The sequence below is a fragment of the Collinsella intestinalis DSM 13280 genome, assembly GCF_000156175.1.
GTDB classification, from domain to species: Bacteria; Actinomycetota; Coriobacteriia; order Coriobacteriales; family Coriobacteriaceae; genus Collinsella; species Collinsella intestinalis.
In genome coordinates, this window is record NZ_GG692710.1 from 471,604 (window position 1) to 486,042 (window position 14,439).

Below are 14,439 nucleotides of genomic sequence, written 5' to 3' on the forward strand. Positions count from 1 at the left end.
CGAAGTATGGACCCGAGCTTTTGAATGGCCTCAGGGCAATACGAACGCGATTCCAAAGCACTTTGGAACCAATCTGCCCAAAAGAGAAAACACGAGAGACCGTGCGGTGGTTTGGTCGAGAGGGGATGGAAAACGTTAAAAAAGACGGGCGGTCTCCAGGAAATTACCGCAAAAGCTCACGCGATGGACGGGAGACAGACCGTGATCCTTGATTGCCTGGATGTGTTCGGCCGAGGCATAGCCTTTCGATTGAGCGAGATGGTACTCGGGATATTCCGTATCGAGCTCAACCATAAGCTCGTCACGAGTCACCTTGGCGACGATGGAGGCAGCGGCAATGCAGGCGACCTTGGCGTCACCCTTCACAACATCGCGCTCATTGGGAACGGCACCCAACGGATTGCCGTCCATGAGCACGCAGTCGGGCTCCAGGCCCGTGTCGGCAACGGCACCGGCGACCGCCTCACGAAGGGCGCGGGCCATGCCGATCTCGTCGATGCGGGAAGGAGCGATATGACAGATGCCGACAGCCGTTGCAACCTCCGCGATTCGAACGGCGAGCATCTCTCGCTTTGCGGGAGTCAACTGTTTGGAATCATTGATTCCCCAAATGCGCGGCTCGGAGGGAAGGCTTACGGCGCAAACGGTCAGAGGGCCGGCAACTGACCCGCGTCCGACCTCATCGACACCGACGACGACCCCCTCGCCGCCAAGCTGTGCCATGGTTTCGTACATCGCATCGACGCGCTCGCGCTCCGCACGCTCCTTTGAAAGCCGCTTCAAGGCGCGCTCGCACGCCTTTTGAACCTGCGCCCGCGGATCCTCGGAATACCGATCGACCAAAGCCTCGATCTGGTCGATGGACGCACTGCTCAACTCGGCGGCGACCTGGGCTGCCGACGCGGAACTCGTCATATTGGCCATACCGGCTCTTCCTCTCAACGCTTGGACGCACCTTCGATGTACACGAAAACGGGCCGCCCAAAGAGCGGCCCGTTTCCTGTTGCGGATCTGTACTCCGCGAAAAGCGACTTAGCGCTTCTCGGGGATGCGGGCAGCCTTGCCCACCTTGTCGCGCAGGTAGTAGAGCTTGGCGCGACGGACCTTACCGTGACGCACGACCTCGAGCTTGGCGATCTTCGGGGAGTGAACCGGGAAGGTACGCTCGACGCCGACGCCATAGGAGACCTTGCGGACCGTGAAGGTCTCGCGAGAACCGGCACCCTGGAGACGGATGACGTCGCCCTGGAAGACCTGGACGCGCTCGCGGTCACCCTCCTTGATGCGGTAGTGCACCTTGACGTTGTCGCCGACCAGGATGCGAGGCATGTCCTCGCGGATCTGCTGACGCTCGATTGCGCGGATGTAATCCATGACAGATTCCTTACTCTTCTAGAGGTGCCGCACGCGTACGCCGGCACATAGGTTGAACAAACAGCTTGGTAGTATACACAAGATGCAGGTCGAACCCAAGGAAAACCTCAACTCCTCCACGGGAATCCCCGCACCGAGAACCCTTGAAAACACCCGTACTCCCCCACGATGCCCTCACCGGGACGAAACGAAGACCGGCAGGTCATCACACATCACGTTGGCGAAGGTTGATCTGGCGCTTTCCCTGCTCGCCCACCGGCTCATCAAACTCGTAGACACCCAAGGACTTCAAAAACGGGCGCAGGCGCTTATACCCGTAGTTGCGAACGTCGAAATCGGGAAGACGCTTCCCAAGCTGATCGCCAAGCAGCCCCAGGGAGATCCAGCCGTCTTCATCGCCGAAGGAATCGATGACGGCGTTGATGGCGCAGCGAATCGCACGCAGATGGCGGCGCTTATCGGCTCGGCTCATCTCGCCGAACGTCACTTCCCCCTCAAGCTCATCATCGACATCCTCACAGGCGCAATCGAAAGACTCGGACGTATTGCCGCCGGCATCGCCAGGTCGACGGCGACGTCGACGGGAGGGCGTCTTTCCCGTCGAGGCCGCCATATCGGTGTCATCACGGGCATCCTGCGCGTCTTCAGATTCCTCGTCCTGTCGCTGGGCGTAGAGCAGATCGAGGTATTTGAACTGGTTACAGGCAGAGATGAACGGCTTGGGGGTCTTTTGCTCGCCCATGCCGATAACGATCATGCCGCTTTCGCGCAAACGGGCGACGAGTCGCGTGAAATCGGAATCGGAACTGACGATGGCGAATCCGTCGACCGTTCCCGAATACAGGATGTCCATCGCGTCGATGATCATCGCGGAGTCGGTGGCATTCTTGCCATACGTGTAGCTGTACTGCTGCATGGGAATGATCGAATGGTCGAGCAGGCAACTCTTCCAGCTCGCCAATCGCGGACTCGTCCAATCGCCATAGATGCGCTTGTACGTCGCAACGCCCGCGTTGGAAATCTCATCGAGGATTACCTTGATGTACTTCTCGCTAACGTTGTCGGCATCGATCAAGACGGCGAATCTCAGCTCGGAAGTCGTCTCAAACATCTTGTCCTTTCAGGCCATTCGCACGCAGAGACCCCGCTCGCACATGGGCGGGCGGGGTCGGATTTCAGCCGCGAGCGATAGCCACTGTTACTCCTGGGGGCCCTTGGGCATGAGCGGATTCTCGCGAGTGAGAAGGCTCATGAACTCATCGCCCGTGATGGTCTCCTTCTTGTAGAGGTAATGGGCGAGCTCATGCAGCTTGAACTTGTTTTCCTTCAGGATCTGCATGGCGCGCTCATGCGCCTCGGTAATGAGCTTGAGGACGGCCGCGTCAACGCGCTCCGCGGTGCCGGGGGCGCAAGTAAGCGACGTGTCCTGGTTGAGGTAGGCGTTCTGAACGGTGCCGAGCGCCATCATGCCAAACTCCTCGGACATACCGAACCGCGTAATCATGTTGCGCGCGAGCTTGGTCGCCTGCTCGATATCGTTCGCGGCACCGGTGGTCATCTCGCCGAAGATGAGCTCCTCAGCAGCACGGCCGCCGCAATAGACGGCGAGCTTGTCCAAAACCTCTTGCTTGGTGGTGAGGAAACGCTCATCTTCCTCCACCTGCATGGTATAGCCGAGGGCGCCCGACGTGCGGGGCACGATGGTGATCTTGGTGACCGGAGCCGAGCCCTTCTGACGAGCCGCCACGATGGCGTGGCCGATCTCGTGGTACGCGACGACCTGCTTCTCGTGATCGGACAAAACGGTGGACTTGCGCTGCTGGCCGGCGATGACCACCTCGACGCTCTCCTCGAAGTCCTCCTGGGTCGCACGCTTGCGACCGAGGCGGACGGCGCGAAGGGCGCCCTCGTTAATGATATTGGCCAGATCGGCACCGGAAGCACCGGGTGTGGCGCGGGCGATCGTGGTCAAGTCGATGCCGGGCTCGGTCTTCACATCCTTGGTATGAAGCTCGAGGATGGCCTTACGACCGGCCAGGTCAGGCAGCTCGACGGGCACGCGGCGGTCGAAGCGACCAGGACGCAGCAATGCGGCGTCGAGCGAGTCGGGGCGGTTGGTGGCCGCAAGGACGACGATGCCCTTTTGGTTGTCGAAGCCGTCCATCTCGGTGAGGAGCTGGTTGAGCGTCTGCTCGCGCTCGTCGTTTCCAGAGAAACCGCCACCGTCGCGCTTCTTGCCGATGGTATCGATCTCATCGATGAAGACGATGCAGGGGGCCTTTTCCTTGGCCTGCTTGAACAGGTCGCGAACCTTGGCGGCGCCGCGGCCAACGAACATCTCGACGAACTCGGAACCCGAAATGGAGAAGAACGGTACACCGGCCTCGCCGGCAACGGCCTTGGCGAGCAGGGTCTTGCCCGTGCCGGGAGGACCCACGAGCAGGGCACCGCGCGGCAACTTGGCACCGATCTCCTCGTAGCGCTGCGGGTTCTCAAGGAAGTCCACGACCTCCTTGAGAGATTCCTTTGCCTCCTCCTGGCCGGCAACATCCTTGAAGGTCACACCGACATCCTTGGATGCGACGATGCGCGCACCGGACTTACCGAGGTTGCCGCCGCCCAGGCCGCCGAAGCCGCCGCCGGAGAAATCCATGGAGGGGTTGTCGTCTCCCATGGCCTTCTTCATGCGACGGTTGAGCCACCAGCCGAGCAGGAAGAAGATGAGCATGGGTGCGAACACGGTCACCATCAGGTAGGTCCACATACCGGAATCCTGCTTGGGGATGGTGACCTTGAGCTCGGCACCTGCCTCCTCGATGCGGTTCGTCAAATCGACGTCGGTAGGCATGGTGGTGGTGCGATAGGCCTTGTCCTTCTCGCCCTTGCGCGTGTACATGGCCTGCGCGTCATCGGTTGTATAGCTGATCTCCTTGACCTTTTTGTCCTTAAGGTCATCAAGCAGCTGGGAATACGTGACATCCTCGACCTGCATACCGCCGTTTTGGAAGCTCGGGAACAGCACATTGCTGAGAACGAGGTACACCGCGAAGGCGATGAGCACGTAGAGGATCATGTTGCGTCTACGCTTGTGATCGTCCATTTCCATGGAAAGACTCCGTCCGTACGTTCAGTATCTGGTTCAGGATACCCCGCGGGGCGCAATCTAAACGGATGAGCGAGGCGCTAGATGGAGAGCTCGAGCTTATCCCGACGGCGCTCGGCATGGCTGAGCCAATGACCGAAGTGATGATAGGCGACGAACAGGCAGGCCGTGAGAATCCATGTAACCGGATACACCATCAGCATGGTCTGAAGCATATGGTGCATCGGCACCACGACGAGCAGCCAGATGACACGGAACACCACGGTGCCCACAACCGTCAGCAACATGGGGCGCAGGCTCTCGCCGGAGCCGCGGATGGCGCCCGATGTGTTGTCGACAATCGAATAGAACAGATAGAACGGCGCGATGAAATGAATCATGGTCGAGGTATAGCCCACCACCGTGGAATCATCAATGAAGAATCGGGCCAGCGGATCGACGAACGTGATGAGGAACAGTGCCATCGAGCCAATGAGGGTCACCGTGATGACGAGCGAGGTATGGTAACCGCGGCGCATGCGTTCGTAATTCCGCGCGCCGAAGTTCTGCGCGGAGAACGTGGTCATGGCCACGCCGAGCGCCTCGGTGACCATCCACACGATGCCGTCCAGGCGGGCGGCAAGGCCCCAGCCAGTCACGGCGTCCGCTCCGAAAGAATTCACCGTAGACTGCACGATGATGTTAGAGATCGAATAGAGTGAGGCTTGGATCCCCAACGGCAGGCCGGTGGCGACCATACTCTTGCAGATGACGGGGTCGATGCGCAGCCGGGAGAACTCGAGGTGCCACGGTCCATCGGCGCGCATAAGGCGCAAAAGCACCATAGAGGCGTTGATCGCAATAGTGAGAGCCGTCGCGATGCCGCAGCCCAGAGCCTCCATCTTGAACCAGGCGACGAAAATCAGGTCGAAGACCACGTTGAAAATGCAGCCGCTCGCGATAATGAGCGCGGGCGCACGCGTATCGCCCACGGCACGCAGAAGAGCGGTACCCATGTTGAGGACAAGCGAGAACACCATGGCCCCAAAATAGCAGCGAGAATAAGCCACGGCCTCCCACATGAGCTCGTCGGGCGTCCCCATAAGCGTGAGGATGCTCGGCAAGAATATGACTCCGAACACCGATATGCAAGCACCGATGATGAGCGCGAGCGTCATGGCGGTGTGGACGGAACGAGAGAGCCGGTCGTCGTCGCGCTGGCCGAAAAACTGACCGGTAATCACAGCGCAACCGGCACCAAGGCCGACGCAAAAACCAATTGCAAGCTCAGAGAGGGACAGCGTGGACTGAATGCCGCCAAGTGCGATCTTGCCACCGAACTGCCCGACGATATACGTGTTGATGAGGGCATAGGCCTGCTGGAAGAAGGAGCTGAAGAAAATGGGCACACATAGGGCAAGAAGCTGACGCCAAATGACACCCTGTGTGACGTCGATCGAACCATTCCCGGCACGTTTTACCATATGCTCCCCCATCCCCGTTCAACTGCAGCCATACGAGCCTACGGCAACAACATGGGGACCGCAACCCTTCGCCAATTATCGGCAGGTCGCAGTCCCCAAACAACGCGGCGTTAAAGCACGAAAATGAAAGGTGCAGAGGTCGACTAGGCAAACATGCCCGGACGGTAGTGATAGCCGTTGTCGACATGGGGGCAAAGCTGCCAGAACGCCACGGCACTTGCCGCAGCCACATTGAGGGAGTCCACGCCATGTGCCATGGGGATGCGGATGGTCTTGTCGCACCCCGCTATAGTCCTGGCTTGCAGTCCCGTACCTTCGGTGCCCATGAAGATGGCATGGCGCTCGATATCCAGAAGCGACGGATCGTCGAGTGAGACGGAATCATCGGAAAGAGCCATGGCAGAGCACGTGAACCCCGCACCCTTGAGGACCTCGAAGCCGTCATACGGCCACGCGCGTGCCTCGCTGCCGATGCGCGTCCAAGGTACCTGGAACACCGTGCCCATGGACACACGCGCGGAGCGACGATACAGCGGATCGACGCACGTGGGGCTTACCAGGATGCCGTCGACATTGAGCGCGGCGGCGGAGCGAAAGATCGCACCGACATTGGAATGGTCGACGATGCCCTCGAGCACGCACACGCGCACCGGGCGACCATCGGCACGCTCGACGAGCCCGTCGAGAAAAGCGCCCGGATCGGCAAGTGGCGGTCGGCGAAACGCCGCAAGGGCTCCACGCGTGACGGAGAAGCCCGTGAGCTGCTCCAGCAGGTCCATCGCCCCCACAAACACAGGGATCTCAAGCTCAGGATGCGCATCGGCGACCTTGTCGAGCAACGGTGTCAGTTGCTCGAGCCAACGCTCCCCCAACAGAAAGCTCACCGGCTCGAGCCCCGCCTCAACCGCGCGCTCAATGACTTTGCCGCTCTCCGCGATGAAGATCCCCTTCTCGGGCTCCAACACAGAACGCAGCTGGCGCTCGGTGAGTTTGGTGTACGCCTCGAGACGCGGGTCGTCGAGTGTCTCGATACGAATGATCTGCACGTCTGCCATCAGCAGTCCCCACGGCGATACGTGACAAACTCAAACATGATCCCCTCATCACCCTGTCCGGGCTGGACCGTCTGGACATCAGATCGCCCCGCGACATACCAGGCGGGATCCTGCGAGAGATCGGGGAAATGCGTATCAACCTCATGCGCCACATGATTATGGGTGATCTCGGCCTCTGAACAATACGGCAGGAACTGCCCATACACCGCCCCCCCGCCGATAACCCAGGCAACGTCCTCATCCGCAACCGCGGCAAGCGCCTCGTCGACCGAATGAACGACCTCGACACCCTCACGGGAGAACGCCTCGTCGCGCGTCAACACGATATTGCGGCGGTCCTTGAGCGGACGGCCGCCCGGAAAGCTCTCGAGCGTCTTGCGGCCCATAATGACCGGATGTCCCTTCGTCTTATTGACGAAGTGCCTCATATCCGCACGATTGGACACGACCATGTCCCCATCGCGCCCAATCCCCCAGTCGTCGCACACCGCGACGATGGCCTTGAGTTCACACGTCATGATGCCCGCCTAGACCGCAATCGGAATGTTCTTGACCTGAGGACCATGGTTATAGTCCTCGACGATCAAATCTTCCGTCGTGAAATCATAGAAATTCGTGACCTCGGGGTTAAGCGAGACCTTGGGCGCCGGATACTGCGGACGCTCGATGAGCTCGCGCACGATGTTGACATGGCGGTCGTAGATGTGCGCATCGACGATCACGTGCAGAAGCTCGCCTGCAATCATGTCGCAGTGACGCGCGACCATCATGAGCAGGATGGCGTACTGGCAAACGTTCCAGTTGTTCGCAGCGAGAATGTCCTGGCTACGCTGCATGAGGACCATATTGAGCACAGGCTTGTCGCAACCGGGCTCGGAGGTCACGTTGTACGTGACGCTGTAGGCACACGGATACAGATGCATCTCCGAAAGATCGGAGAAGGTATACATATTCGTCATGATGCGACGCGAGTACGGCGTGTGGGTGAGATCGTACAGGACACGGTCCATCTGGTCGAAGTCGCCCTCCTTGTAGTGCGACTTCTGCGCGATCTGATACCCGTACGCCTTGCCAATCGAACCCGTTTCATCGGCCCACTGATCCCAGATATGGGAATTGAGGTCGTTGATGTTGTTGGACTTCTTCTGGTAGATCCACAAGATCTCGTCCATCGCGGACTTGAGAGCGGTGCGGCGCAGCGTCAGCGCAGGGAACTCCTCGCGCAGGTCGTAGCGGTTGGTGACACCAAAGTTCTTGATGGTGTAGGCAGGGGTGCCGTCCTCCCAAACCGGGCGGACCTTCTCCCCCTCCGTGGTCGTACCGTGATCGAGAATGTCTCGGCACATGGACACGAATAGCTTGTCTGCCTTGCTCACAAGATCCTACTTCCGCTTGAACTGATCGTTCATCTGCATGAGCTTGTCCATATCGGACATGCCTCCGCCCATGCCGCCCATCTGATTCATGAGCTGGTTCATATTCACGCCACCCATACCGGGGATACCGGGCATGCGCATCTTCTTGCCCTTCTTCCCCTTCTTGCCCTTTTTGCCGGACATCTGCTGCTGGGTCATGGCGCGCATCTTGCCCATCATCTTGTTCATCTCGCCCCACTGCTTCATCAGGGCGTTCACGTCGGTCGGCGTGAGACCGCAGCCGCGAGCGATACGGGCGCGGCGCTGACCGTTGATGATGGAGGGGCGGCGGCGCTCCTCGGCCGTCATGGACAGGATAATGGCCTCGTTGCGATCGAAGATCTTCTCATCGAGGTTGCCGCCCATCTGGTTGAGAGCGCGCTGGCCACCGGGGAGCATGCCGAGGATGCCCTTCATGCCGCCCATCTTCTTGACGGCCTTCATCTGCTCGAGCATGTCGTCCATCGTGAAGCCATCGCGCAGCATGCGCTCGGCAGAGGCGAGCTGCTCGGCGGTCGCGGCCTCCTGAGCCTTCTCGATGATGCCGATGACATCGCCCATACCGAGGATGCGTTTGGCCATGCGCTCGGGATTGAAGACCTCAAGGGAATCGGGTTTCTCGCCCATGGAGACGAACTTGATGGGCTTACCCGTGACCTCGCGGACGGACAGCGCGCCGCCACCGCGGGCGTCGCCGTCGAGCTTAGAGATGATCACACCGTCGAAGTCGGTGCGCTCGGCGAAGGTGGACACCACGTTGACGATATCCTGACCGGTCATCGCGTCGACGACCATGAGGACCTGATCGGGCTTGACCGCCTTCTTGATGTCAACGGCCTCCTGCATCATCTGCTCATCGATCTGCAAACGACCGGCGGTGTCGACGATGACCACGTCGCGCATGTTGTCGACTGCCTCGCGGATGGATGCGCGGGCGATATCGACCGGATGCGCGCCATCGCCGCGGAACACCGGCACGCCGATCTCGCCGCCGAGGGTGGCGAGCTGATCGGCAGCGGCGGGACGATAGACGTCGCACGCGGCGAGAAGCGGGCTTTTGCCCTGTTTCTTGAGCATATAGGCGAGCTTGACGGCTGCCGTGGTCTTACCGGAACCCTGCAGGCCCACGAGCATGATCACATTGGGAATGCGGCTTGAGAGAACGAGCTTGCTCTCGGTTCCGCCGAGCAGCTCGGTGAGCTCGTCGAGGACGATCTTGACAACGTTTTGCGCCGGAGTGAGGGACTCCATGACCTCGGAGGCGAGGCAGCGCTCCTTGGTGCGCGTGACGAAGTCCTTCACGACGCGATAGTTGACGTCCGCCTCGAGCAGGGCCATGCGAATCTCGCGCATAGCGGCGTTGATGTCCGCCTCGGTGAGCTTGCCTTTGCCGCGCAGGCGGTCGAAGGTATCGTTCAGGCGATCGGAAAGCGAGCCGAAAGCTGCCATGGATTCTCCCAACAATCAGATGCGTCTCAAATCGGGGCAGGCGCGAAACTGAGATCGGAACAGGACTGATGAAACCTCGACGTGAAACCTGCCTTCGGGCCGAGGTGTATGAAGATGCGAGCTAATTCAGACCGACGAGCGCGCGACAGAAGGACGAGGCATCGAAACGCTGCAGGTCCTCGACTTGCTCACCGACACCGATACGGTAAATCGGCAATTTGAGCTGCTCGGCCACCGCCAACGCGATACCGCCCTTGGCCGTGCCGTCGAGCTTGGTCATGATGATACCGTCCAAACCGAGAGCCTCGTTGAACTCCTGGGCCTGGGCCAGGCCGTTTTGACCGGTGGCGGAATCGATGACGAGCACGACGTGCACGGGCATGGGACCCGCGGCGCACGACTCGGCGCGCTTGCGGGTGACCTTCACGACCTTGGCGAGCTCGCGCATGAGCTCGGGGCTCGAATGCAAACGACCCGCCGTGTCAATGAGAACGAGGTCGCTAGCCAGCTTATCGGCCTGGTCGAGCACGTCGTAGCAAACACTCGCAGGATCGGACCCGCGATCGCGCTTGATGACGGGCACACCGGCGCGCTCACCCCACACATCGAGTTGCTCGATGGCCGCGGCGCGGAACGTGTCGGCACTGCCAATCACGACGTTCTTGCCGGCGCCCGCCTCAGCGCTCGCGATCTTGCCGACCGTGGTGGTCTTGCCAGCGCCGTTGATACCCACGAATAGCACGCAGCTCGGCGTATCGTCGAAGATGTCGGACTCAGACTCGACGAAGAACTCGCACAGGCGCTCGGCAAGGGCGCCGCGCAGCTGATCGGCGGTCTTGAGGTTCTTACGGGCCGCGGTCTCACGCAGGTCGTCGGTGACGCGCATGGCGATCTCGCCACCCATGTCTCCCATGACGAGAGTGTCCTCCAGATCCTCCCAGAAGCCCTCATCCACCTCACCACCGAAGTAGAAGACCTCGTTCAAAGCCTCGCGGCTGCGCTCCAGTCCGCGCTTGAGGGAATCGAACAGACCCATTAGGCATTCACGACCTTTCCGGTTTCACGATCGAGTTTCTGGCTGACCACGCGGCTGACTCCGTCGGCCTGCATAGATACGCCGTACAAAACGTCCGCATCCTCCATGGTGCGGCGTTGATGGGAGATAACGAGAAGCTGCGTCGACTGACGCAGGTAATCGATGGCGCCGATGAGCTTGGACAGGTTTGAGTCGTCCAACGCGGCCTCGACCTCGTCGAGCACGTAGAAGGGCACCGTGCGCGTGCGATACACCGCGAACAGCAACGCGAGCGCCGTGAGGCTCTTCTCGCCACCGCTCATGAGCATCATCTTGGTGATGCGCTTGCCACGCGGCTGCGCCACGACCTCGATGCCGGTGTCCGCCGGATGCTCGGGGTCGGTCATCTCGAGATGGGCCTGACCGCCCGGGAACAGCATCTGGAACACCTCACGGAAGTTCTCGTCGACCTTCTCAAAGGTGGTGAGGAAGCTCGCGCGCATCTTGCGGTCGATGGCGGCAGTGATCTTGGTGAGCGCCTTACGCGCGTTCTCGAGGTCGGCCAGCTGCCCCGCGATATAGTCCGCGCGGTTCTTGAGCGTCTCGTACTCCTCCATGGCAACCTGGTTCACGGGGCCCAGGTTGTTGATCTGGCGGACGAGGCTGTTGAGCTCACGCTCTGCGGCGGCGCGGTCGGTCGGCGCGGGGAGCCTGAGGGCGTCCTCGAGAACGGTCGAGCCGTCGGCGGTGATCGCCTTGACGGCGGCATCCACCTGAACCTCAAGCTTGCCGCGGGTGATCTTGTGCTCATTGACCGACGAAGAGGCCATATCCACCTCGACTTTGGCACGCGCGACCTCGGCCTTTGCATCCTCGATCGTGCGCTTGAGCGAAGCCGAGTCGGCCTCCTCGAGCGAAGCGCGGTCCCTCAAGCGAGCGGCCCAATCAAGCGCACGCTCGGACAGGGCCTCATAGCGATCATGCAGCGGGTCTACACGCAGGCGAAGAACCTCGAGGGAGCGGGCGGACTGCTCGGTGCCGCGAATACGGCGGTCGATGCCGTCAAGGCGCTTCTCAAGCTCGGGAACGCGGGCGGAAAGGCTGCGCACGCGCTCGTTCGCGCGAGCGAGCCGAACCTTGGCGTCGGCGAGCTTTGAACCCGCCTCGGAATCATCGCGGCGGACACGCTCGAGGTCGTCCTGGGCGTCGGCCAGGCGACGGGTCGCCTCATCGACGACGCCGCGGGCCTCATCGCGCTGGATCTCAAGTTCGTCCACACGCGGCTGGGCGGCCCGAACTGCCGCAGCGGCGTCCTCGCGGCGCCGAGCCAAATTGGCGCGCTCCGCGAGCTTCGTGGAGAGAGAGTGCTCCATACGGCCGATTTCGGAAAGCAGGGACGTGCGCTCGCCCTCAAGGCGCGAGATCTCCCCCGCAATCTCGCCATCACGGCTTCGTGCATCCTCGATGGCGTCGTTTGCCTCGGCCACACGGCGCTCGGCGGCGTCGAACACGGCACACAAATCGGGCTCGAGCCCTTCGAGTTCGCGAATGCGGCGCTTACGCTCGAGAGCGCCGGAAGCCGCGCCGGAAGAACGGCCGACGCGCACGACGCCGCCATCGCGGACGCGAGCACCGTCGGACGTGACATACAAAACACCCGGGCAAACCGGCGCCTGGAGAGCATCTTCGAGGGAGTCCACGAGGTAGATGCCGCCAAGCAAAGCACAAACAACGTGCGCGTACCCGTCACGCACCTGCAAGAGCTCGACCAAGCGACGGCCCGCAGCTTCAGGCAGAGCATCGGCGGGAACGATGTCGCGAGAGACCATCAACGTTTCCCCGGAGGCGTCGTCCATGGAAAGCGCGAACTGCGCGGCGGACGTGAGCGCGGCGGAGTCCATGCACACCAGGGCATCGATGTCCTCGGCCAAGAGCTGCTCGACAAGGTCCTCGAGCTCGAGCGGAGCCTCGATGAGGTCGCCCAATCGGGCAGCGATCGCCTGTGGCCGATTGCTCACCACACGCGCGGCGAGCGGCGAAGAATCGGCGAGGCTTGCGTCGAGTTTGCGCAGGCCGGAAAGCTCGGAGCGGACGTCCGCCAGTTTGGTGCGGGCATTTCCCTCCTGTTCGCGGAGTTGGGCGAGTGCCGAGATCGCGACATCGAGCGCGTCTTTGGCTTCCTGGCGGTCCTTGCGAGCATCTTCCAACTCCGCCTCGAGCTCGACGGAGCGATCGCGGCGATGCTCGAGAGAGGCTCGGAGCTCATCGACCTCGTCGTCAACTTGTTCGAGACGCTTGGCATACATGCCGTCCTCGATCTCGGCGTTGGAAAGGGTCTCCCGGACCTTCACGAGTTCGAGCGCGGCGTTGTCGGCATTGCGCTGGGCGTCGCGCACGGAACGCGTGAGCGTGGAGATGAGCTCATCGAGTTCGACGCGGCGAGCATGCAGCTCGTCGGCTGCGGGCTCGAGGGAGGAGACGTCGACCCCGGCAACCTCTGCCGCGGCACGCTCCTCATCGAGCTGGCGATTGATATCGGACAGTTCCTCAAGCGTGCGCTTGCGCTGATGCTCCGAGGCCGAGAGGGTGCCGCGCATCTCAGAAAGGCGCGCGACCATGTTGCGGCCCTTCTCCTCGAGCAGGCGCATATCGGAGCCGATGCGCCCAACGACGTCCTGCATATGGCGGCGCTGCTCACCCAGATCGCCTACGAACAGACCCTTCTCCTCAAGCATGACCTGGAGCTTCTCAAGCTCTCGCTCCTTTTCGGAGAGGCGGTAGCGCGCAAGCTCGAACGCCGCCGCGCTCTCACGCGAGGCGGATTCGAGGTCAACCCACTGGGCTTGCAACTGACGGAGCTCATCGACGGCGAGGATCTGAGTCAGCTCGTTGGCGCGCGCGGACAGGTCCTTGTACTTGCGGGCACGATCGACCTGGCGCTCGAGGGGCTTGAGCTGACGCGAAATCTCACGATTAATGTCACGGGCACGGGTAAGGTGCTCGTCCATGCTCTTGATTTTGCGCAGCGCACGCTCCTTGCGGCGCTTATGCTTGGAGATGCCAGCGGCCTCCTCGATGAGGCTGCGACGTTCCTCGGGGCGACTCTGAAGGATCGCATCGAGCTTGCCCTGGGAGATGATGGAGTGCGTGTCCTTGCCCAGGCCCGAATCATGCAGGATGTCCTGAATGTCCATCAGGCGGCAGGGGCTCGAGTTGATGAGGTATTCGCTTTCGCCCGAACGATACATGCGACGCGTGATCGCGACCTCGTCGAAATCGACGGGCAACATGTGATCGGAATTGTCGAGTACGAGCGTGACCTCCGCGACGCCAACCGGCTTGCGTGCGGAAGAACCGGAGAAGATGACGTCCTCCATGGCCTGACCACGCAGCTGCTTGGCGCTCTGCTCGCCCAAGACCCACAGGATGGCATCGGAAACATTGGATTTACCCGATCCGTTAGGGCCGACGATGACCGTCAGACCCGGCTCGAACGTCATGTGAGCGCGGTCCGCGAAGGATTTGAACCCCTTGAGGGTCAGCGACTTCAGATACACGCGACCCC

11 protein-coding genes are annotated in these 14,439 nt (G+C 61.3%); all 11 read right to left on the minus strand.

What is annotated here, in order from left to right; all coding sequences use genetic code 11:
* Window positions 1–135: 135 nt before the first annotated feature.
* The 11 genes from COLINT_RS02275 to smc all read right to left on the minus strand — a co-directional run bounded on the left by COLINT_RS02275 (window position 136) and on the right by smc (window position 14,431).
* The gene (locus tag COLINT_RS02275) at window positions 136–924 is read right to left on the minus strand and encodes a ribonuclease HII (protein WP_006722709.1); all 789 of its coding nucleotides are present in this window, start codon (window positions 922–924) and stop codon (window positions 136–138) included.
* A 108-nt stretch (window positions 925–1,032) separates the two neighbouring features.
* Complete coding sequence (gene rplS / locus COLINT_RS02280; RefSeq protein ID WP_006721252.1) at window positions 1,033–1,374, minus strand: 50S ribosomal protein L19; 342 nt, start codon at window positions 1,372–1,374, stop codon at window positions 1,033–1,035.
* A gap of 205 nt (window positions 1,375–1,579) precedes the next feature.
* A complete protein-coding gene (locus COLINT_RS02285) occupies window positions 1,580–2,485 on the minus strand; it encodes an NYN domain-containing protein (RefSeq protein ID WP_006722711.1) in 906 nt (301 codons plus the stop codon).
* A gap of 87 nt (window positions 2,486–2,572) precedes the next feature.
* Window positions 2,573–4,480: an ATP-dependent zinc metalloprotease FtsH gene (gene ftsH, locus COLINT_RS02290; RefSeq protein WP_006722712.1), complete on the minus strand. Its 1,908-nt coding sequence runs from the start codon at window positions 4,478–4,480 to the stop codon at window positions 2,573–2,575.
* Window positions 4,481–4,557: 77 nt separating this feature from the next.
* A complete protein-coding gene (locus tag COLINT_RS02295; protein ID WP_039910268.1) occupies window positions 4,558–5,940 on the minus strand; it encodes an MATE family efflux transporter in 1,383 nt (460 codons plus the stop codon).
* Window positions 5,941–6,083: 143 nt separating this feature from the next.
* Entirely contained in the window at window positions 6,084–6,995 is a 912-nt protein-coding gene (locus tag COLINT_RS02300) for a TrmH family RNA methyltransferase (protein ID WP_006722714.1), read from the minus strand.
* Window positions 6,995–7,513 (minus strand): dihydrofolate reductase, encoded by a 519-nt coding sequence (locus COLINT_RS02305; protein ID WP_006722715.1) that lies wholly within the window; start codon window positions 7,511–7,513, stop codon window positions 6,995–6,997. Before COLINT_RS02305 ends, COLINT_RS02300 begins: the two co-directional genes overlap by 1 nt.
* A gap of 9 nt (window positions 7,514–7,522) precedes the next feature.
* Window positions 7,523–8,371, minus strand: coding sequence for a thymidylate synthase (thyA, locus tag COLINT_RS02310; RefSeq protein ID WP_006722716.1), 849 nt, complete (start codon window positions 8,369–8,371; stop codon window positions 7,523–7,525).
* Window positions 8,372–8,377: 6 nt separating this feature from the next.
* Window positions 8,378–9,859: a signal recognition particle protein gene (ffh, locus tag COLINT_RS02315; RefSeq protein WP_006722717.1), complete on the minus strand. Its 1,482-nt coding sequence runs from the start codon at window positions 9,857–9,859 to the stop codon at window positions 8,378–8,380.
* Window positions 9,860–9,980: 121 nt separating this feature from the next.
* Window positions 9,981–10,895: a signal recognition particle-docking protein FtsY gene (ftsY, locus tag COLINT_RS02320; protein ID WP_006722718.1), complete on the minus strand. Its 915-nt coding sequence runs from the start codon at window positions 10,893–10,895 to the stop codon at window positions 9,981–9,983.
* A complete protein-coding gene (gene smc, locus COLINT_RS02325; RefSeq protein ID WP_006722719.1) occupies window positions 10,895–14,431 on the minus strand; it encodes a chromosome segregation protein SMC in 3,537 nt (1,178 codons plus the stop codon). Before smc ends, ftsY begins: the two co-directional genes overlap by 1 nt.
* Between the last annotated feature and the right edge of the window lie 8 nt (window positions 14,432–14,439).

Excerpts from the sequence above, each read along its gene's own strand:
- COLINT_RS02285 (WP_006722711.1), bottom strand. The coding sequence starts at position 2,485 with ATGTTTGAGACGACTTCCGAGCTGAGATTCGCCGTCTTGATCGATGCC.
- COLINT_RS02275 (WP_006722709.1), bottom strand. The coding sequence starts at position 924 with ATGGCCAATATGACGAGTTCCGCGTCGGCAGCCCAGGTCGCCGCCGAG.
- ffh (WP_006722717.1), bottom strand. The coding sequence starts at position 9,859 with ATGGCAGCTTTCGGCTCGCTTTCCGATCGCCTGAACGATACCTTCGAC.
- rplS (WP_006721252.1), bottom strand. The coding sequence starts at position 1,374 with ATGGATTACATCCGCGCAATCGAGCGTCAGCAGATCCGCGAGGACATG.
- COLINT_RS02300 (WP_006722714.1), bottom strand. The coding sequence starts at position 6,995 with ATGGCAGACGTGCAGATCATTCGTATCGAGACACTCGACGACCCGCGT.
- COLINT_RS02295 (WP_039910268.1), bottom strand. The coding sequence starts at position 5,940 with ATGGTAAAACGTGCCGGGAATGGTTCGATCGACGTCACACAGGGTGTC.
- ftsH (WP_006722712.1), bottom strand. The coding sequence starts at position 4,480 with ATGGAAATGGACGATCACAAGCGTAGACGCAACATGATCCTCTACGTG.
- COLINT_RS02305 (WP_006722715.1), bottom strand. The coding sequence starts at position 7,513 with ATGACGTGTGAACTCAAGGCCATCGTCGCGGTGTGCGACGACTGGGGG.
- ftsY (WP_006722718.1), bottom strand. The coding sequence starts at position 10,895 with ATGGGTCTGTTCGATTCCCTCAAGCGCGGACTGGAGCGCAGCCGCGAG.